This is a genomic window from Streptomyces sp. NPDC002730, from assembly GCF_042888805.1.
Taxonomy (GTDB): Bacteria; Actinomycetota; Actinomycetes; order Streptomycetales; family Streptomycetaceae; genus Streptomyces.
In genome coordinates, this window is the sequence record NZ_JBIAQG010000001.1 from 805236 (window position 1) to 825451 (window position 20216).

Here is a 20216-nt window from a genome sequence, read left to right on the forward strand (position 1 = left end):
GGGGTGGGACGACACAGCCGCAAAGGCCCCGCGCCCAAGGGCTCCGACTCCGGAAGCAGCGCCGGTATACCCGGCCCCGGTGCATCCGGCACCGGCGAGTGGGAAGCCGTGGGTTCGAGCCCCGGCAGCGGACGGCGCAGACGCAACGCCGCGCCCGGTCCTGAACAGCATGGCTCCTCCGGCTATGGCATGCCCCAGGCCCGCGGTGGACACCCCGAGCAGCATGAAGCGGGCGGTGGCTGGGGCGTACCGCCGCAGCGGTACGGGGACCGGCAGGGCGGCGGCCGGCAGCGTGTGCAGACGCCGGTGCCGCCGCCGCGGACGACCGCCTCGGGAGCGGCCCGGATACCGGGCCCGCGACGGGAGTTCGTCGAGGCCTTCGAGCAGCCCCGGCCCGCAACCGGCCAGGAGCCCGACCCGTACGCCTCCGTCGCCGAACGGGGCGACGAGCCGGATCAGGCCACCGAAGCCGCGACCGAAGCGAGCGAGGAGAAGCCGGCCAAGGGCGGCAAGGGGCGCGCCTTCACCGGCATCGCGGCCGCCGCGGTGACCACGGTGCTCGCGGTCGTCGTGGCCGGCCACGTCGCCTCGGACGGTCCGGAGAAGCCGAGCGCACAGGCCGCGGGCAAGGACCGTGCGGGGGCGGAGAGCCCGGCATCCCGCTCGAACGGTCGGCAGGCGCCGCCCGACGGCGCGGTGAAACCCGCGGTCCCTGCCGCGTACGAGCAGCTGATGGCCGCCCGGTTCCCGATCAACCCCAAACTGACGGCGACGGGTGACTTCGAGGCGGTGCCCGGCTTCGACAAGGCGCCGGGCAAGGGCCGCAAGATCCGCTACCGGGTGGATATCGAGAAGGGCCTCGGTCTGGACGGCGCGCTGTTCGCCAAGGCGGTCCAGCAGACCCTGAACGACGACCGGAGCTGGGCGCACGGCGGGGCGATGACCTTCGAGCGGATCTCGTCGGGAGAGCCGGAATTCGTGATCACGCTCGCCAGTCCCGGGACCACGGCGACCTGGTGCGCCAAATCCGATCTGGACACGAGCGTCGACAACGTCAGTTGTGATTCGGCGTCGACCGACCGAGTGATGATCAATGCGTACCGGTGGGCTCAGGGCTCGGCGACATACGGCGACGAGGCAATGTTCACCTACCGGCAGATGCTCATCAACCACGAGGTCGGGCACCGGCTCGGGCACGGTCATGTGAACTGCCGCACGCCGGGCTCGCTCGCGCCTGTCATGCAGCAGCAGACCAAATCCCTCGACATCGACGGGGTCAAGTGCCGGCCCAACCCCTGGGTGCATCCCGGCGGTTGAGCCCAGAGTGCGAGACGGGCGTCTCGCATCCGGTCCGCGCCACCGCACGTCAAGGAGCTGGCCGCAGCCTGACACTCCGTAACTGCACCGCCCCGTAGCGCGACTGAACGCTACCGGGGTGGGAAAGTTACGTGCATTCACCCCTTCTGGTGGCGTGATGGACAACCGTCCGTCGCGTCACTGGCGTATCCGCTTACCGTCGTCCCGCTGTGAGCCGCCGGACCAACGGCGGCCGCCCACAAGGGAGATCGGGGGTGCGCTGGTGCGGATCGGACTGCTTACGGACGGTGGTTATCCATATGCGACGGGTGAGTCCAGGCTGTGGTGCGACCGGCTTGTGCGCGGGCTCGCGCAGCACGAGTTCGACGTCTACGCGCTGAGCCGCAGCGCCCAGCAGGAGGACCACGGCTGGATCCAGCTCCCGCCGCAGGTGCAGCGGGTGCGCACGGCCCCGCTGTGGGCGCCCGAGGACGACGGACATACGTACGGACGGCGCGAACGACGCCGCTTCGTCGCCCATTTCAAGGAGCTCGCCACCGCCGTCTGTACGGAGGGCCAGGGTCAGGGCGAAGGCTTCGCCGACGCACTGTACGGACTCGCCGAACTGGCGCGTGAACGCGGCGGGCTCTACGCCGCACTCCGCTCCGAACTCGCCGTGCGCGTCCTCGAATCCGCCTGCCGTGCCCCCGGCACGCGCCGCACCGTGCACGCCGCCACCGTCCCCGACTACCTCGCCTTCGTCGACCAGCTGGAGCGCGCTCTGCGCCCGCTCTCGCTCGACTGGTACGGCGCCGACTGCCTCGGCGCGGTCGACCTGTGCCATGCCGCGTCCGGCGGCTCCGCCGCCCTGCCCGGCCTGCTGGCCAAACGCTTCTTCGGCGTCCCACTGCTGGTCACCGAGTACGGCGTACAACTGCGCGCGCACTACCTCGCCGCGAGGGACGGCGAGCTGACCGCGCCCGTACGGGCCCTGCTCGCGGCCTTCCAGGGCCGGCTCGCCGCCGAGGTGTACCGGCAGGCGTCCGTCATCACGCCCGGCAATACGCATGCACGCCGCTGGCAGGAGAAGTGCGGCGCCGACCGCGCCAAGTTGCGGACCGTCTACCCCGGCATGGAGGTGGACCGTTTCGCGGCGGTCGGGGAATCGGTGGGGGAGGCTGCGGGGGAGGGCGACGGCAGCAGCGACCCGCACACCCTCGTCTGGGTCGGCCGGATCGAGCCCGCCAAGGACCTCATCGCACTGCTGCACGCCTTCGCGGAAGTGCGCAAGGAGGAGCCGCAGGCGCGGTTGCGGCTCTTCGGCGCGCCGGTGCAGGGGCCGGAGGCCAGGACCTATCTCGCCCACTGCAAGGCGCTGGCCGCCCAGCTCTTCCCCGACGAGGCGGCCGACGCGCACGCCGTCGGCGACAACCCGGTCTCCTTCGAGGAGATCGGCGGACCCGAGGCGCCCGAGCTGGCCGACGCGTACGCCTCCGGCGGAGTCGTCGTCCTGTCCAGCGTCGTCGAGGGCTTCCCGATCAGCCTGGTCGAGGCGATGTTCTGCGGCCGCGCGACGGTCTCCACGGACGTCGGCGCGGTCGTCGAAGTCATCGGCGGTACAGGGCTTGTGGTGCCCCCGCGCAATCCGCGGGCCCTCGCGGAAGCCTGCCTCGCGCTGCTGCGCGACCCCGAGCGCCGTGAACGGCTCGGCGCGGCCGCCCGGGCCCGCGCGCTCGAGCTCTTCACGATCGAGCAGAACCTGACGGCATTTCGCGGCATTTACCTGGAGCTGATCTCGCACTCCCCGGTGCAGCGGGAGGCGGTGAACGCGGACGGTGAGCCGCTGCCCTTCGCCCGTCCCGCCGAGGCGTATGTGCCGTGTCACTGGTCGGGCGGCGGCACCGCATCGGGCGCCCGCACCCCGCGCTGGGCGGACCGGCCGCGGCTCGTCGGCGCGCTGACCACGGCGAAGGAGGCACGCGCATGAGTACGTTCCGAAGTACGTCCCGCAGTACGCCACCCGGTACGTCCCGCAGTGCGTTCCGTATCGCCGCGAGCGCAGCCGCCGACGAACGCGGATCACCTGTCGGTGCGAGCGGCTGGGACACCCACTTGGCGGCCCACTCGGACACCCAGCCGGAGACCCTGCTCGCCGAGGTCCGGGCGGACGGGCCCGCGAAGACGCGCAAGCCCGCTGCCCGCCGCGGCCCCGCCGACCCCGTCAAGGCGCTCATGCACCGCCACCGCGAGCTGTGCGAACGGGCCGTCGACCCCCTGGAGATCGCCGCCGGTCTCGAGGCGCACGGCGTCACCGACCGGACCGCCGCCCGCTTCCGCCACCGGGACGTCTTCTCGCTCGCCGAGGAGCTGTACGCGCGCGTGCCGCGCGGAGGGGAATCGACAGAAGCCGCCGAACGTCCGGCGCGCGCCGCCGGTCCGAGCACCGGACGACGGCCCGGCCGCGCCGGACACGCACTCCTCACGCTGCTGCCGGGCGCCGTCTGCGCCCTCGCCGTCGCCATGCAGTCCATGGAGCCCATAGAGGTTGCGGAAGGCACGGTCCGGCTCGCGGCAGGGGCAGTGGGCGTGTCCGGAGTCGCCGTCGCCCTCGCGCTCTGCCTGCGCCGCGGACCGCTGCGCGCCGAAGGACGCACCGTCCCCGCCGTACGCCTGTGGACACTCTGGCTGCTCGTGTACGCGGTGTACGGCGAAGGGGCGCAGGCCCAGCTCATCGGCGGCGGTCCCGGCGCTTCCTGGCCCATGACCCCGGCCCCGCTCGTCGGACTCGCACTCGCCGTCGCCCCCGCGGCCTGGTGCGCGCACCTCTTCTCCGTACAGGCGCGGCGCAGGCTCGACGGCAGCCGCGGTCTCGAGGAGTTCGCCTCCGGCGCGCGTCCGCTGCTCCTCGGCGTCGTCGCGCTGTACGTCGGTGCCCTCACCGCGCTCCTCGTGCTCGTCGGCCTCGTCCTCCCTCACAAGGCCCTCGTCCCCGCCGTCGCCCTCGGCACCCTGCTCTTCCTCGCGCGTCTGCTCATCGTCCACGGCTTCCCCGATTCCGCCGCTGCGGGACTCGCCGCCGCCTGCGCCGTCGAAGTCGCCGCCCCCGCCCTCCTGCTGGCCGGACGGCTCCCTGGCTGCGGCTTCCTGGCGAGCCCGGTCGAGGCGGCAGTCGGAGCCTGGGGCACCGGATCCGTACCCGCTCTCGCCTGCGGCGCCGCCGCCCTCGGCCTGCTGGCCCACGCCACCGCAGCGCTGTCCCGGGCCTCGGCGCACAGCGTCTGAACCTGCTGCGGGTCCGACACCGGGTGCGTACCCGACACCGCGGGCGTACCCGATTCCAGCACCCAGTACTGCATCGACAGCAACATCCCTAAGGAGAAAGCGACATGACCCCCCTACCCCCAGCTCCGGCCCGTCGGCACCGAGGGGCGGCCGCGCGATGAGGGTGCTACTGCTCGGTGCCAATGGATTCCTCGGCCGCTTCGTCGCCGACCGGCTGCTCGCCGACCCGGCCGTGCACCTCACTGCCCTCGGGCGCGGCGACGACGCCGACGTGCGCTTCGACCTCGCCGGCGGGAGCCCGGGCGCGCTCACCCGCTTCCTCGGCGCCGTCCACCCCGGGGTCGTCATCAACTGCGCGGGCGCCACCCGCGGCGGCGCCCGCGAACTGACCCGCCACAACACCGTTGCCGTCGCCACCGTCTGCGAAGCCCTGCGCCGCAGCGGTTGCGGCGCCCGGCTCGTCCAGCTCGGCTGCGCCTCCGAGTACGGGCCGTCCCAGCAGGGATCGTCGACGGCGGAGGACGCGATCCCGCGTCCCGGCGGCCCGTACGGAGTGAGCAAGCTCGCCGCCACCGAGCTGGTGCTCGGGGCCGGCCTGGACGCCGTCGTACTCCGCGTCTTCTCGCCCATCGGCCCCGGCACCCCGGCAGGATCCCCGCTCGGCCGCCTCGCCGAGGCGATGCGCCGCGCCATGCAGTCCGGCGACGGCGAGCTGAAGCTCAGCGGCCTCGGTGTGCAGCGCGACTTCGTCGACGTACGGGACGTGGCGCGCGCCGTGCACGCCGCCTCGCTCTCCGCCGCGCAGGGCGTGGTCAACATCGGTACGGGACGTGCCGTACGGCTGAGGGACGCGGCCGCCGTGCTCGCCCGGGTCGCCGGCTACGCCGGTGGACTGCACGAGCTGGACGCGCCGTCGGGCCGGCCCCCCATCGGCGCCCCGCGCACCGAATCCGTACTGGACCACCTGTCCGTGCCCCCGGCGCCGTACCCCGACGGCTGTGGCGGCTGGCAGCAGGCGGATGTGCGCACCGCCCGCGACCGGCTCGGCTGGCGCCCCCGTATCAACCTCGAAGAGTCCCTCGCCGACATCTGGATGGAGGCGGCATGCCGCATCTGACCAGCACGGGCGCCCACCCCTCGACGACCGCAGCGAGAGAGGTCCCCCCGGACGAAGTCTGGGGGAGGCTCGGCTTCGGCATCCCCGGCTACGCCCACCCGTTGCTCGCCCCTGTCGAATGGGCCGGGCTGACCCGGCCGGGAACGCCGTTGCACTGGGTGGTCCTCAATGTCGACGACGGCCCCGGCGACCGCCCCGACCCGCACTGTCTGGAGGCCGCGGGCAGGCTGCGCAACGCGGGCGTACGCGTCCTCGGCCATCTCGACCTGGCACACGGCTCGCGATCATTCGGCGATCTCGTCTCCGACGCTCACCGCTTTCTCGAGTGGTACCAGGTCGACGGCTTCCTGCTGGACCGCTGCCCGACGGACCGTGCAGACCTGCACGAGGTGCGGCGTACGACGGCGACGCTGGAGGCGGTCCTCGACGGCGGACATCTGGTGCTCGGGCACGGCTCGCACCCGTATCCCGGCTACGCGGAGATCGCCGACCAGCTGGTCACCTTCTCCGGGCCATGGACCGACTACCGCTGGTCGCAGGTGGCGGAGTGGACGGCGGACCACCCGCCGGAGCGCTTTGTGCACTTCGTCCACGGTGTGCCGCGGACCCACCTGGAGGAGGCCACGCGTATCGCCCGCTGGCAGGGCGCCGGGACGATCTTCTTCACCGACCGTACCGGCGGCAAGGGTCGAAGCGAACATAACGGAGCATTCGAGGCGCTGCCCGGCTACTGGGACGAAATCGTCTCGCAGATCGGACCGGGTGTCTCGGAATGAGAGGGGGCGTGGCAGTGTTACGGAGAGAACCACCGTACTGACTTACCGACCAACGGAGTCCCCGTGTCGCTGCCACCCCTGGTCGAGCCAGCTGCTGAGCTCACCGTCGACGAGGTCCGCAGGTACTCCCGCCACCTGATCATCCCCGATGTCGGGATGGACGGGCAGAAGCGGCTGAAGAACGCCAAGGTGCTCGCCGTCGGCGCGGGCGGTCTGGGCTCGCCTGCCCTCATGTACCTGGCCGCCGCCGGCGTCGGCACGCTCGGCATCGTGGAGTTCGACGAGGTCGACGAGTCGAACCTGCAGCGCCAGATCATCCACAGCCAGGCCGATATCGGCCGCTCCAAGGCCGAGTCCGCCAAGGACTCGGTGCTCGGCATCAACCCGTACGTGAATGTGATCCTCCACGAAGAGCGGCTCGAGGCCGAGAACGTGATGGAGATCTTCAGCCAGTACGACCTGATCGTCGACGGCACGGACAACTTCGCGACCCGCTACCTGGTCAATGACGCGTGCGTGCTGCTGAACAAGCCGTACGTCTGGGGCTCGATCTACCGCTTCGACGGCCAGGCCTCCGTCTTCTGGTCCGAGCACGGGCCCTGCTACCGGTGCCTCTACCCGGAGCCCCCGCCGCCGGGCATGGTCCCGAGCTGCGCCGAGGGCGGCGTGCTCGGTGTGCTCTGCGCGTCCATCGGCTCCATCCAGGTCACCGAGGCGATCAAGGTCCTGACCGGGGTCGGCGACCCGCTGGTCGGCCGGCTGATGATCTACGACGCCCTGGAGATGCAGTACCGCCAGGTCAAGGTCCGCAAGGACCCGGACTGCGCGGTGTGCGGCGAGAACCCCACCGTCACCGAGCTCATCGACTACGAGGCCTTCTGCGGCGTCGTGTCCGAGGAGGCCCAGGAGGCGGCGCTCGGTTCGACGATCACTCCCAAGCAGCTCAAGGAGTGGATCGACGACGGCGAGAACATCGACATCATCGATGTCCGCGAGGTCAACGAGTACGAGATCGTCTCGATCCCCGGCGCCAGGCTGATCCCGAAGAACGAGTTCCTGATGGGCACCGCACTCCAGGACCTTCCGCAGGACAAGCGCATCGTCCTGCACTGCAAGACGGGTGTCCGCAGTGCGGAGGTCCTCGCGGTGCTCAAGTCCGCGGGCTTCGCCGACGCGGTGCACGTCGGCGGCGGCGTCATCGGCTGGGTCAACCAGATCGAGCCGGACAAGCCGATCTACTAATCAGCCCTTGGGCTGACCAGCAAGGCTGAAGAAGCCCACGGCTCTGACCAGGTCAGGTGCCGTGGGCTTCTGTCGTTGTTGGTCGGCGTCGGGCGCCCTCGCACGGCCCAGTGACGGCCCGGACTTCCCGCAGGGCCGTCGTCCGTTTCCCCAGTGCCGGGGCAGCCCTACAGGTCAATACGGGTCTCGATATCGCCCCGCCTGAGAACGACGTTTGCCGGCCGGAAGGGCAGACTGCGCAGAGTCGGTTCCAAGACCTTGAAGAGAGCATCTGCATCAGGCCCGTAGGCGTAGACCACAGCCTTGCCTCCTCCGAACTCGTTGCCGTCGACCTCGCCGACACCGGCCTCCTCGGCCGCCGCCGCCATCACTTGCTCAGCCTCGTAGACTCGCTCTCGCTGGTCGGCGTCGCCAAAACCGCCAGCAGCAAGCATGAAGTGGGCGATGACGGCGTGCTCCTCATCCCCGATGTCAGGGGCCACGGGTATCTCCATGCCGGACACACTCTCATCGGACTCTGACATCGCACTGACTCAGCTCCGCCGCTGCTCGAATCCGCCACGACCTCTTCGCCCCGAAGCAACTGGGATGACCGTGTGACAGGGCGGCGCGTAGCTGAGCTGCTGCGATGTTCGTCGTCGTCCGTTGTTGTCCGAGGCTGTTGCTTTGCTGGCGTTGTCACGCAGTTAGACACTCACCCACGGCGCTCGATCCTGCGGCCAGGCGATTAGAAGGCGCTTTGGTGCAGGTGATCCTGTACTCCCATGACCTGCGGGAATGTCGTTGCTGCTGAGGCTAGTTGGATGCGCTTCGACACGTATTCGGCAGGGTCGATGACTGGCGTTGCACTTGGTTCCCGAAGGTGCCTGCCCTCGCGCACGTCACGCAGCGATCGTGTCCCGCGCGGGGGCCACCATGCTCCGGCAGGCGCTCGCCTGGACTACGGGCGGGACGGGCCGGGCAGGGGCACGACACTCTCCTGGATCCGGGCTCACCCATAGGGCACCACTAGCTCTCACTACCAAGACAGTCGCGGGTCTTGCTCGTGCTCGGGAGAGTGTGCCGGCCACTTCCCTGCGTCCGGCCTGTCCGTCCGCCACAGACATCCGGGATCGGGGCTGTCGCTTCTCCACGGCGGCGGCGTGACGTGGACCCGCTGTGTGCGTGGGATCGGCACCTCGGCCAGCGCGCCGTCCTGGAACATCCATAGCCCGAAGCAGTCGTCGTCTTCGTCGTGGAGCATGACCTGGACGCACTCCGGCTGGTTCCACGGCAGCGCCTCCAGATCCGCGAGGACCCCGCGGCGCTGGCTCTCGCGGTAGAACTCGAGGTACCACCCGCCAACGAACCAACCGGGTATCTGCTCGAAACTGCCGCGCCAGGTGCGCGCCTCGTCGGGCCGTGTCAGCGGCTCCATTACCTCGTCCTCGTACCGTGCCAGGACGAGAACCTGCGCCATTCTGCTCATGAGCGCATGTCACCCTGTGGAGCGGCCCCCTAGCAAATCAGTTTCGCCGCAAGCCACTTAAGCCTCTCGATTCCGACACCGATACCGGATCGTTACGGGACAGCGTGCAGCACCCGGCTCTTGACCTGCGACACCCGCTTTATAGGCTCGCTCGCGGGATCTCGGAACGGCACCCAACACCCTTTCCTCTCCGCTACTGGCCGGCCGCCGATGATCGGCGTTGGCCGGCGCCGGTCGCACGCGTTGAGGTGAGCCGGTGATGTCAGGAATCGAGGTTGCCCCGACACTGCTCGTGATGGCACTCGTCCTCTCTCAGGTGCAGCCGCCGGAGGTCTTGTAGAGCGGCGACGGGGAAGGGGTGCTGCACCCACTTCTTTCGATAACCGACCTCGCCATGGATCTCCAGCACCGCCTGAGCAGCCTCCATCACTGCGTGGCCGAACACGTGGCGGGGTTGTATGGAGCTCCAGCAGAGCGTGCCCTCCTCGTCAGGCGCGTCCCAACTACTGTGCAGATCCGGGAACCGGTAGACAGCGATGTCTACGCTCGTCCCTCGACACCGGAGCCGCCACCTCACTTCGGCCGGTTCGAGGTCGAAGGAGACCCGCTGGACGGTCGAGGTTCCGTAGAGACCCGCCACACCGTGAAGCAAGTCAGCCAGAGCGTCCGTGCAGTAGCTGACGATGTCAGTCCGCTCCGACGTGCCGTCAGCGATTCGACACGTTGCCCACCCAGAGCCGCTCAGTTCCCAGCTGACCTGAAGATCACTTGCCATTCGGCCGCCCCCTGTTCGTCTGCCGAGACGGTACAGCCAAGATCGACGGGGGCGGCATAGCCGCTCGATGAAGGTCGTCGAGAGCAAGGCGTAACCGCCCGCGGGGGCCGTGAGTGACCGTATCCGTTGATGCCAAAAGTAGATGTCAAAGACCCCCAACCATGATCGGTTGGCGGCCTTTGCACCGGTGGGCGCGAACGGTTTCGAACCGCCGACATCTGCTTTGTAAGCCTGGCGCCCCCGCAGCCACATCCTCACTGGCCACTGGCCGCCCGGGACGCTGAGGCCAGGGACGGTCATCCACGCCGTGACGCGCCTCGATTGACCGTCGTTGACCGCTCGATCTGGCACGGATGTGGCACGCGACCACTTCGTCCCGAACTACCGGCGGGGCGGTCGCTGAGGTCCGCTCGACTGGTCAGCCGGGGTACCTGGGGCCGACCCGGGTCGGATGCGGTCGCAATGGTTGCTGTACTTCGCTGCTGTACGGCAGCCATTGGAGTGAACGCAACGGGCACGGGAAGGGCACGGCTACCTTCTGATCCGTAGCTCTAGCCGGATCGGTCAGCGACGGTCACACCAGCCGCTTCACGGCCAAGGAGGGACTCTACCGGGCAAGTGCAGCTGCTGGGGTACTGCGTTGCTGTACTGCCGACGTAGGGGGCACGAGCGACTCAATATCTGCCGAGCGCGTGGGCGGTTTCGAGGGTGTCGGGGTGGTCCTCGCCCAGCACCTGCCGGCGCCGCTCCAGCGTGTCCTCGTGCATGCGGCGGGCTTCGTCATGGTCACCGAGGTTGTGCAGGGTGACCGCAAGATCGTGGGCGGTTTCGAGGGTGTCGGGGTGGTCCTCGCCCAGCACCCGCCGGCGCCGCTCCAGCGTGTCCTCGTGCATTGGGCGGGCTTCGCCATAGCGGCCGAGGTTGTGCAGGGTGACCGCAAGCTCGCGAGCGGAGTCGAGGGTGGCGGGGTGGTCCTCGCCCAGCACCCGCCGGCGCCGCTCTAGCGTGTCCTCGTGCATGCGGCGGGCTTCGTCATGGTCACCGAGGTTGTGCAGGGTGACCGCAAGCTCGCGAGCGGAGTCGAGGGTGGCGGGGTGGTCCTCGCCCAGCACCCGCCGACGCCGCTCCAGCGTGTCCTCGTGCATGCGGCGGGCTTCGTCATGGTCACCGAGGTTGTGCAGGGTGACCGCAAGATCGTAGGCAGAGAGGAGGGTGGCGGGGTGAAACTCGCCCAGCACCCGCCGGCGCCGCTCCAGCGTGTCCTCGTGCATTGGGCGGGCTTCGGCATGGTCACCGAGGTTGTCCAGGGTGTTGGCGAGATCGCGAGCGGAGTCGAGGGTGTCGGGGTGGTCCTCGCCCAGCACCCGCCGGCGCCGCTCCAGCGTGTCCTCGTGCATGGGGCGGGCTTCGCCGTAACGGCCGAGGTTGTGCAGGGTGTTGGCGAGATCGTGGGCGGATTGGAGGGTGTCGGGGTGGTCCTCGCCCAGCACCCGCCGGCGCCGCTCCAGCGTGTCCTCGTGCATTGGGCGGGCTTCGCCATAGCGGCCGAGGTTGTGCAGGGCGACCGCAAGCTCGCGAGCGGAGTCGAGGGTGTCGGGGTGGTCCTCGCCCAGCACCCGCCGACGCCGCTCCAGCGTGTCCTCGTGCATGCGGCGGGCTTCGCCATAGCGGCCGATGTCGTGCAGGGGGTTGGCGAGATCGTGGGCGGAGCGGAGGGTGTCGGGGTGATCCTCGCCCAGCACCCGCCGGCGCCGCTCCAGCGTGTCCTCGTGCATGCTGCGGGCTTCGGCATGGTCACCGAGGTTGTGCAGGGTGTTGGCGAGATCGTGGGTGGATTGGAGGGTGTCGGGGTGATCCTCGCCCAGCACCCGCCGGCGCCGCTCCAGCGTGTCCTCGTGCATGCTGCGGGCTTCGGCATGGTCACCGAGGTTGTGCAGGGTGTTGGCGAGATCGTGGGCGGATTGGAGGGTGTCGGGGTGATCCTCGCCCAGCACCCGCCGGCGCCGCTCCAGCGTGTCCTCGACCTTGCGGCGGGCTTCGCCATAGCGGCCGAGGTCGTACAGGGCGTCGACGAGCGCTTCGGCGGAGTGGAGGGTGTCGGGGTGGTCCTCACCCAGGCCGACGACCCACGATTGGTGGAGGGTGTGGGCGAGATCGTGAGCTGCACGTCGCTGGCCACTTTGGATGAGGTACCGGGCTGCATTGAGCAGCGTCGACCGCAGGTCGGGGTGGGCGCCGATCGCGTGCTGGGCGACTGTGAGGTGTGACGTGAGCGTGCCCCATCGCGGCCACGTGTGGGGCAGTTGGGGATTCCCTGGGTCGGCAGTGGACAGCAGCGCTGCAAGGTCGTGATGGATCGCTGCGGTGTCAACTTTGCTGGCCTGATCGCGCACGATGGCCTGGGTGAGACGGTGGATCTGGACCGTTTCCTGCCCAACGCGGGCCAGGCCGAAGCGGGCGAGCGGCTCGATGGCGGACTGAGGCCACATGAGGTCGTCGTGGTCGCCAGGGATGGTGGTTAACCGGCTGTGCGCGTCGGCCAGCCAGGGAGTGGGGATGGGGTCGGGGCCGAGGAAGGATAGGAGGCGTAGCAGTGCGATCGCGTCATTGCGGCTGACGCTGAGCCGGTCGTTGGCGATGGTGACGGTGGCTGCCAGTGAGACCGGATACCCAGGGGTGTCACCGTGGCTGAGAAGGTCGCTGGTCTTGGTGTCCAGGAGCTGTCGGTAGCGTGCCAGCGGCATCCCCGCGGTCAAAACACCTACGGCTTGGGCGAGGGCGAGGGGGAGGTCTCCCAGCGCACCGGCCAGCGAATTTGCCTGCTCGGGATCGAGGGCGGGCAGACGACTGTTCAGGTAGGCCAGAGAGTCCCGGCGGCTGAATACATCCAGGCGCAGTCCGGGGACGGTCAACTGCCATGCGGAGTTGCGGGACGTGATCAGAACATGGCCGGGCCCCTCGGGCAGCCATTCATCCAACTTGTCCCGGTCCTCGGCGTTGTCCAGGATGAGCAGCCAGCGGTCCAACGTGCGCAGGCGCTGCATTGCGTTATGTGCGTTGGCTTCGGTACCAGCCTCGGGCCGAGCCACGTCCAGGCGCGCGGCTAATTCAGCGTAAGTCTGGGGGACCTGGTCGACTTGTTCGGCGTCGACCCACCAGACGAGGTCGTACTGGCCGGCGAAGCGGTGCGCATACTCCACTGCGATCTGCGTCTTGCCGATGCCGCCCGACCCGTGCAGCGCCTGGACAGCGACGTGCCGCTTCGCGAGCAGTCTGCTTCGCAGATCGTCGATGACCGTCTCGCGGCCGGTGAAGTGCGGATTGCGCCGCGGTACGTTCCACACGTCGGGGAGGCCGGTGCTCGACGGGAAACGTGGCTGCGGCCCACGTCGAACGACCGGAGCGGTGTGCGCAGTCTGCGTGGTGGCGCCGGGGAAAGCCGGTGGACTGGTCGGAGGCACGGGGCCGCGCACCGCCTCCACGAGCGCAGCGATAGCCGTGGTCTCGTCCAGGCCGTGCAGCTCCTTCCAGAGGCGCGATGCCAGGATCGGCGGCAGCTCGTCGGCCTCAAGCGGCTGGATGACGACCGGGATGAAGCGGTCCCTACGGGCCAGGGCCGCCCTCCACTCCTCCTCGGTGAACCGCCCTGCGACAAAGTAGGCAGGTGAGAACAGGGCCACGACCGCTGTGGCCTTCGCCAGAGCCTCGCTCATCTTTCTCACGAAGTCGTCGCCGGTGCGCCAGTGCCACACGTCCAGCTCGACCGGGTGGCCGGCTTCCTCCAGGCGCCACGCGACCCACTCGGCCCACTGACGGTCCGACCCTGCATAGCTGATGAAGATCGAATCGGAACTCTCGGGCATCCCCGTCTCCCGTCCCCCGGCGGCGATCGCGTGGACGCCGTACCGCAACACGCCCCTTGTATAGCGCGCCCTGCCCCCGGACACGCTGAAAGTCGACGCATTCCTCCGCACGCTGTAGCTGACCGCCTGGCGCCAGCCTCGTGAGGTCGGTGGAGCGGCTTTGGCCGGTGTCCTGCCCGGTTTGGGGTCGTGCATGATCAGGGGGCCGTACGCTTGCCGGCTACTCGGGCAGGTTTCACCCCTGCCCGCAATGTGTCCGAGTGGCCCCCTGGTCTTGCTCGACGCGGGTCCCGGATCGGGGAGTGTGGGTAAAGCCGTGGAGTCGACCGTCCCCACCCCCGGCCTGGTTCTTTTCGCCCCTTGTGGGCGCGGGCGGGCGACGACGTGCGGCCCCGGTGGCGTAGACATGGAGGGGCAAGCGCGGCGGCGTCCGGCCGGCGCCGCCGCACTCCGTGCGGCACCCTCTGATCTCTGATCAGACTGCTACCGCAGTTCAGGAGGCCGGGAATGCAGACGTTCAATGCGTCAACTGTGGTGTTCTCCCGAGCGTCCGCCTCTTCCCCCGGGGCCTGGTGCGCTGGTGTTTTTGAAGCCTTCTGGGGGCCACTCGGGCGCATGGCGGGCGTGGGACAGGGCCGGTCCCGTGTGGCTGGGCTGCGTGTGGCGGCTGGGTTGGCAATGTCCACGCGCTCACCGAACGCCGGTCGGGCAGCGAGCGCAGCGAGCCTTGATAGACGTAGGGAAACTCTGTCCGCGCTTGACGCCGTGGGACTGGGCTCGGCCGACCTCGCCGCGTCAGTGACAGAGCTCGTCGAGGTCCTCGGCGAAGGTCGCGAACTCAGCCTGGGCCTCGATGATGATTTCTCGGGCGGGCCGGCGCGGGGTGGTCGCATGCCGCTCGGCGAGCTCTGCCAGGGCGGCGTCCGGGCGCGCCTCGCGCTCCTCATACAGGGCGGCCTCCATTGGCCCGAAACCGTCGGCAAGCACCCACAGGAAGCCGGACAAGTCCCCGGCCACCACGCCGCACTCGCCCTCCGAGCCCATGAACACTACTGGCTGCTCGGTGAGAGGCCGCCCTGGCCGCGCGTACCAGATGGCGGCGAGACCTCCGGTGCCATCCTGCCCGAAGACCCGGTAGGCGCCGCCGTCGAGCTCGTGGTTGCCGGTCCAGTGGCGTAGCCAGTCGGTGGTCTTCTCGGCAGAGTCGAAGGCGTCGTACGGCTCGAAGTCGACGCCCTCGCCCTCGTCGCCGTAGTCGAATTCGACCCGGGCCACGTCGGCCAGGGCAGGCGGAAAGTAGCGGTCATCGCTGGTCGTCTCGATCATCTGCGCAGGCTAACTGCCCCCACCGACACCGCCGGGTCAGCCCCCGGGACGCACGATTATCCAAGAGAAACCGTCTAGGCAACTCAGCGGGCGCGGGTGAGCGTGTTGAGGTGGTCCAAGTACTCACGCCCTACAGTTTCGTTGGCGTAGTCGCGGTTGACGATCGAGGCGAGTTCCCGGCTGACCATGAGGAGCGAGGGCAAGGATTGCCGGTCCCCCTTGAGTGCCCACTCGCCGTAGTTCACGGCTTGATCTAGGTCGCCCTGTCGGGCTGCGACCACACCGAGAGTGATCCGGGCTTCAGCCATCCTCATAGGCGATCGCTCGGCTCCGTCGAAGTCCGTTCCGGCGCGAATGACCTCGTGAGCAAGGTTCTCCGCGAAACGGTCTTCTCCGAGTAGCCGGTAGCAATCCATCGCGTAGAAGTCGAACTTGGCTGGGTCCACGACGAAGTGGTGATCGAGGTTCTCGGGGTACGGCATTCCTTCGAGTAGCTTCCGACCGCGGTCGAGCGCTACTTCCGTCTGTCGACGGTCACCAAGTCGGGCCCATCCCTTGGCTTCTTGCGCTGCCAGCTGTACGGCTACGCCATGGCTGGGTGCGGCGTCGGTGCCCGCCTGGGAAGCGGCAAGGATGCCGCGGTAGTCGCTGGTCGTGAGGGCGAACCACGCTCGCATCTCGTGTGCCCAACCGGTGATCTCGGAGTTGTCGGCCTCATGGGCAAGGGACAGCGCAGCCCGGCGCGTGCTCTCGGCGGCGGCTCGGTCGCCCATGTCGTACTCGACGCAGCCGATCAACAGGGCCAGCCAGCCCGAGAGCGTGAGTACCTCTCGGTGCTGAGCAAGCGTGAGCCGCTGCGACTGAAGGCCGGCCACTCGCTTGAGCCACTGACGCCCTTCCATCGCAAGCTGAGCGCTCGGCAGGTGCGGGTATTCGGAGCACAGTCGATCGGTGGTGATCCTTAGCGCGTCCAGGGTGGCGCTGTCGACGTCGGAAGCCTGCAAGCGGCTGATGATGTCCAGCGTCTCCATGCCGCTGGCCGCGACGATCTCAGCGTTGCCATCCCGTCGACTCGCGACGGGGAAGATCGCGTGTGTCACCGTGCCGAAGGTTGCGGCAATGAGCGGTTGGTAGAACTCGCTCGGCGTGACCTCGCCGGACTCCCACCGCTTCCACTGCCGCACCATGCTGGCGCCTTCAGGCAGGCGCTTGGGGGAGTGTGCTCGCAACGCGGACGGCTTCGGACTGTGACCACTGCCGGGCTGCTCACCGACGCGATCCGTAAGGCCAGGAAGCATCCGTACACCACGGTGACCGTGCCCGCCGTTGGTCCGCAGCCCTCACGGTCACTGTCCTGGGGCAGGAAGCTCGACATTCAGTCCATCACCGCCTTCGACAGCGACGACATCACCGAACAGAAGGTCGCCGCCTACATCGCCAAGTACGCCACCAAGGCAGCCGAGACCACCGGCACCCTCGACCGCCGCGTCGGCGAGCTCGCCGAACTCGACCAGCACCGCGTACCCGACCACGCCCGCCGCCTCATCCGCGCGTGCTGGGACCTCGATGCCCTCTACCCGGAACGCAAGCTGCGGGCCTGGGCCCACATGCTCGGCTTCCGCGGCCACTTCCTCACCAAGTCCCGCCGCTACTCGTCCACATTCACCGAACGCCGTCAGGTCCGTGCCGACTACCGCGCCGCCGAACTACGCCAGGCCCTCGGCCTGCCCGAGCCCGACACCACGCTCGTCCTCGCCGACTGGCGATACGCCGGCCACGGTCACACCCCCGGCGAATCCGCCCTTGCCGCCTCCATCGCCGAAGACATCCGCATCAACCGAGAAACCGCACGTGAAGCCCTACGCGATCAGCTCACCGATGAAGGGGAGTGCTGACCATGGCCTCAGAGCTGCCGAACCGGTTCCTGACCCCTGAGGACCTGGTCGAGATGTTCGAGCTTCCCAGCGTCGAGACCGTCTACCAATGGCGGCGCAAGCGCACTGGGCCTCGCGGATTCCGAGTTGGCCGGCACCTGCGCTTCGATCCGGGTGATGTGCGGGCCTGGGTGGACTCCCAAATTGGGGAGGCTGCCTGATGGCCGGACACATTCAAGACCGCTGGTATCGGACCGAGCCTGGACCCAACGGCAAGGTCGTCAAGGTCAAGACCCAGCGGTACGGCGTCGGTCTGCGCTACCGCGCCCGTTACATCGGTCCCGACGGCATCGAGAAGTCCAAGAGCTTCCCCGATCGTCAGAAGCGGCTTGCTGAGCAATGGCTCACGCAGATCGAGGCGGACATGTCACGCGGCCAGTACATAGATCCGCAAGGCGGTCGCCTCACCGTTCGACAGCACGCCCAACGATGGTTGGCGTCGCTCACCATGGACCCTGGCACCTTCGTGGGCACCGAGCAGCGCATCCGCCTGCACGTCCTGCCGTACCTGGGCAGTCGCACACTGGGCTCGCTCCGGCCGACACACATCCGTGAGTGGCTGCGGAAGCTGCAGGACGGGGGAGTCGCACCCGCCTATCAGCGGGTGATCTTCGCGAATCTCTCCACCATGCTGACGGCGGCAGTGGATGACCGCCTGATCCCCGAGAACCCTTGTCGTTCGTCGTCCGTGCGTGCGCCGAAGCTCGACCCTAGCCGGGCCGCGTGAGCGTGTACTCGCGGTTCGCTCGGCATTGCCGGAGCATTACGGGGCCATGGTGGATTTGGCTGGCGGATGCGGCTTGCGTCAGGGCGAGGTCCTCGGCTTGGCGGTCGAAGACGTGGACTTCATCGAGGGAGTGGTTCACGTGGTACGTCAGGTCAAGCTCATCCGTAACCGTCCGGTGTTCGCACCGCCCAAGGGAGCCAAGGCGCGAACGGTCCCGCTGCCCGAGAGCGTTGCCCGGTCAATCGAGGAGCACATCAGCCAGCACCCGCCAGCCGCTGTGAGGCTGCCGTGGCGGGCGGTCGACGGCTCGCCGGTCACGGCATCCCTGCTCTTTCATTGGGATCAAGGCCGTCCGGTCAACCGCAACGACTTCAACCGCTGGGCCTGGCGCCCGGCCCTGAATGCGTCGGGCATCTCTCCCGGCCGGACGAGCGGCATGCACGCGCTGAGGCACTTCTACGCGTCCGTTCTGCTGGACGCGGGGGAGAGCATCAAGGCTGTGTCCCAGTACCTGGGGCACCACGACCCGGGCTTCACCCTGCGGACGTACACGCATCTGATGCCCAGCAGCGAGAAGCGGACCCGGGAGGCAGTGAACCGTGCCTTCGGGGACGGCGCGGACACCGATGACGGCCCCACGACGGCCCAGAGGGAGTGAGGATGCCGGAAACGCGCAGGTCAGGCGGTACATGGCCTGACTTGCCGATCTACTGAGGCTTGTAGCGGTGCGGGAGGGCCCTGGACCGGAGTGCCGGTCCGGGGCCCTTCGCGCTGCCGGTTGCTACGAGCAGGTCTTGCCGTTCACCGGGACCTTGCCGTCCAGGAGATACGCGTCCACCGTGCCGGTCACGCAGGCGCCATTGCCGTACGCGCCGTGCCCCTCGCCCTTGTTGGTGAGCAGCACCCCGACGCCCGCGCCCAGCTCGTCCGCCATCCGCTTCGCGCCCTCGTACGGGGTCGCGGGGTCGCCCGTGGTGCCGACGACCAGGATCGGAGCCGCGCCCTCGGCGGCTGTCTCGGGAGTGTCCGACTCGCCCGGCACCGGCCAGTCCGCGCACCATCCCGCCAGGTCCCAGGCCAGATACGGGCCGAAGACCGGCGACACCTTGGTGAACTCGGCCAGATGACGCGATGTGACCTCGGCGGCGGTCACCCGGCCCTTGGTGTCCGCGCAGGATATGGCGCGCTGCGAGTGGTCCTGGGTGCTGTAGTGGCCTTTCTCGTCACGGCTGTTGTAGGCCTCCGCCATCAGCAGAAGACGGGTGCCGTCACCGTTCTCCGCCTCGTTCAGCCCCTTGGTGAGGTATTCCCAGTTGTCCTTGGAGTACAGCGGGAAGACGATCCCGGTGAGCGCCAGGCTCTGGGTGAGCGGGCGTCCCTCGTCGGTGGGCAGCGGCTTGCGGTCCAGCTTGCCGAGCAGCTTGACCACGCGCGCGGTGCCCTCCTGCGCGCTGATGCCGCGGCTCTTGAAGTAGTTCTCCAGGGCGCGCTGGAAGCCCTGCGCCTGGCCTCGCGAATGCGCGGCGTAGTCGGCGGTGGGATCGACCACCGCGTCCAGGACGAGTCGTCCGACGTTCTTCGGGAACAAGTGGGCGTAGGTGCCGCCCAGTTCGGTGCCGTAGGAGAAGCCGAGGTAGTTCAGCTTGTCGTCGCCGAGGACCTGGCGCATCAGGTCCATGTCGCGGGCGGCGTTGGCCGTGCCGACATGCGGCAGCACCCGCCCGGACTTCTTGGCGCAGCCCGCGCCGAAGGCCTTGGCGTCGTCGAAGTACGCCTTCTCCTCCGCGGGTGTGTCGGGGGTGAAGTCCAGCCTGTGCGCTGCCTCGATCTCCTGGTCGCCCCGGCAGGTCACCTCGGAGCTCTCCGCCACGCCGCGCGGATCGAAGCTGACCAGGTCGTAACGGCTGTGCAGCTTCTTGAACTGATCGGCCGAGCCCGGCAGTCCGGCGACACCCGAGCCGCCGGGACCGCCGAAGTTGAAGAGGAGTGAACCGATCCGCTTGGACCGGTCCTCGGCCGTCGAGCGGATCAGAGCGATCCCGATCGTCTCGCCCGTCGGCTTCTTGTAGTCGAGCGGGGCCTTGAGCCGGGCGCACTGCCACTGATTGCCCGGCGCCTTCGCGTAGCTGCCCTCCGCCTTCACGGGCGCCGCGCAGCGCTGCCAGTCGAGCTTCTGGCCGGTGAGGGTGGCGGGCAGGACCGGCTCGCTCGGCCTGCTCGGGGCGGCCTTGTCCGGGGCGGTCCGGGAGGCCGAGGGCTTGGCGGTGTTCTTGCCGTCGCCCCCTGCCGCGTCCGTACTGCCGTCACAGCCGGCGATGGCGCCGGCCGCCAGCACCGCCGCAGCGGCCAGCGCCCCCGCCCGTACCCGCGTCGTCATGGATGCCCCCCCGGGCTTCGAAGATAGTTTCGA

At 69.1% G+C, this 20216-nt stretch carries 14 protein-coding genes and 2 pseudogenes; 9 read left to right on the top strand and 7 right to left on the bottom strand.

All coding sequences use genetic code 11. From position 1 onward, the window contains the following. Positions 1-3: 3 nt before the first annotated feature. The 6 genes from ACFYXH_RS03995 (at position 4) to moeZ (ending at position 7713) form a co-directional block, all read left to right on the top strand. Positions 4-1317, top strand: a complete 1314-nt coding sequence (locus ACFYXH_RS03995; RefSeq protein ID WP_389560355.1) for a DUF3152 domain-containing protein — start codon at positions 4-6, stop codon at positions 1315-1317. A 262-nt stretch (positions 1318-1579) separates the two neighbouring features. Continuing rightward, on the top strand, positions 1580-3283 hold the full coding sequence (locus ACFYXH_RS04000; protein ID WP_389560356.1) for a DUF3492 domain-containing protein: 1704 nt from the start codon (positions 1580-1582) through the stop codon (positions 3281-3283). Further along, positions 3280-4578 (top strand): hypothetical protein, encoded by a 1299-nt coding sequence (locus ACFYXH_RS04005; protein ID WP_389560357.1) that lies wholly within the window; start codon positions 3280-3282, stop codon positions 4576-4578. The genes ACFYXH_RS04000 and ACFYXH_RS04005 overlap by 4 nt, the downstream gene beginning before the upstream one ends. Positions 4579-4735: 157 nt before the next feature. After that, the gene (locus ACFYXH_RS04010; protein ID WP_327325923.1) at positions 4736-5695 is read left to right on the top strand and encodes an NAD-dependent epimerase/dehydratase family protein; all 960 of its coding nucleotides are present in this window, start codon (positions 4736-4738) and stop codon (positions 5693-5695) included. Beyond that, positions 5683-6471, top strand: coding sequence for a spherulation-specific family 4 protein (locus tag ACFYXH_RS04015; RefSeq protein ID WP_389560359.1), 789 nt, complete (start codon positions 5683-5685; stop codon positions 6469-6471). The genes ACFYXH_RS04010 and ACFYXH_RS04015 overlap by 13 nt, the downstream gene beginning before the upstream one ends. Positions 6472-6534: 63 nt before the next feature. Beyond that, positions 6535-7713 (top strand): adenylyltransferase/sulfurtransferase MoeZ, encoded by a 1179-nt coding sequence (moeZ, locus tag ACFYXH_RS04020; RefSeq protein ID WP_389560361.1) that lies wholly within the window; start codon positions 6535-6537, stop codon positions 7711-7713. A 167-nt stretch (positions 7714-7880) separates the two neighbouring features. On the opposite strand, the gene ACFYXH_RS04025 is transcribed toward moeZ, so the two are convergent. The 6 genes from ACFYXH_RS04025 to ACFYXH_RS04050 all read right to left on the bottom strand — a co-directional run bounded on the left by ACFYXH_RS04025 (position 7881) and on the right by ACFYXH_RS04050 (position 16332). Then, positions 7881-8207 carry a hypothetical protein gene (locus ACFYXH_RS04025; RefSeq protein ID WP_389560363.1) on the bottom strand — a complete coding sequence of 109 codons (327 nt, stop codon included), beginning with the start codon at positions 8205-8207 and terminating at the stop codon, positions 7881-7883. A gap of 524 nt (positions 8208-8731) precedes the next feature. Beyond that, the gene (locus ACFYXH_RS04030) at positions 8732-9181 is read right to left on the bottom strand and encodes a hypothetical protein (protein ID WP_389560365.1); all 450 of its coding nucleotides are present in this window, start codon (positions 9179-9181) and stop codon (positions 8732-8734) included. A 262-nt stretch (positions 9182-9443) separates the two neighbouring features. Further along, positions 9444-9956 carry a hypothetical protein gene (locus tag ACFYXH_RS04035; RefSeq protein WP_389560366.1) on the bottom strand — a complete coding sequence of 171 codons (513 nt, stop codon included), beginning with the start codon at positions 9954-9956 and terminating at the stop codon, positions 9444-9446. Positions 9957-10630: 674 nt separating this feature from the next. Further along, positions 10631-13819: an FxSxx-COOH system tetratricopeptide repeat protein gene (gene fxsT, locus ACFYXH_RS04040; protein ID WP_389560368.1), complete on the bottom strand. Its 3189-nt coding sequence runs from the start codon at positions 13817-13819 to the stop codon at positions 10631-10633. Positions 13820-14614: 795 nt separating this feature from the next. Further along, positions 14615-15145 carry an SMI1/KNR4 family protein gene (locus ACFYXH_RS04045; protein WP_389560369.1) on the bottom strand — a complete coding sequence of 177 codons (531 nt, stop codon included), beginning with the start codon at positions 15143-15145 and terminating at the stop codon, positions 14615-14617. An 83-nt stretch (positions 15146-15228) separates the two neighbouring features. After that, positions 15229-16332: an XRE family transcriptional regulator gene (locus tag ACFYXH_RS04050; protein WP_389560370.1), complete on the bottom strand. Its 1104-nt coding sequence runs from the start codon at positions 16330-16332 to the stop codon at positions 15229-15231. Positions 16333-16398: 66 nt separating this feature from the next. Here ACFYXH_RS04050 and ACFYXH_RS04055 point away from each other — a divergent pair. The 3 genes and pseudogenes from ACFYXH_RS04055 to ACFYXH_RS04065 all read left to right on the top strand — a co-directional run. Next, a pseudogene (locus ACFYXH_RS04055) lies at positions 16399-17040 on the top strand (replication initiator); the annotation flags it as partial. A 2-nt stretch (positions 17041-17042) separates the two neighbouring features. Beyond that, complete coding sequence (locus ACFYXH_RS04060) at positions 17043-17240, top strand: helix-turn-helix transcriptional regulator (protein WP_389560372.1); 198 nt, start codon at positions 17043-17045, stop codon at positions 17238-17240. Continuing rightward, positions 17240-18464 (top strand): annotated as a pseudogene (locus tag ACFYXH_RS04065) (tyrosine-type recombinase/integrase). The gene ACFYXH_RS04060 and the pseudogene ACFYXH_RS04065 overlap by 1 nt, the downstream one beginning before the upstream one ends. 123 nt (positions 18465-18587) lie before the next feature. Here ACFYXH_RS04065 and ACFYXH_RS04070 read toward each other — a convergent pair. Further along, entirely contained in the window at positions 18588-20183 is a 1596-nt protein-coding gene (locus ACFYXH_RS04070; protein WP_389560373.1) for an alpha/beta hydrolase, read from the bottom strand. Positions 20184-20216 lie beyond the last annotated feature (33 nt).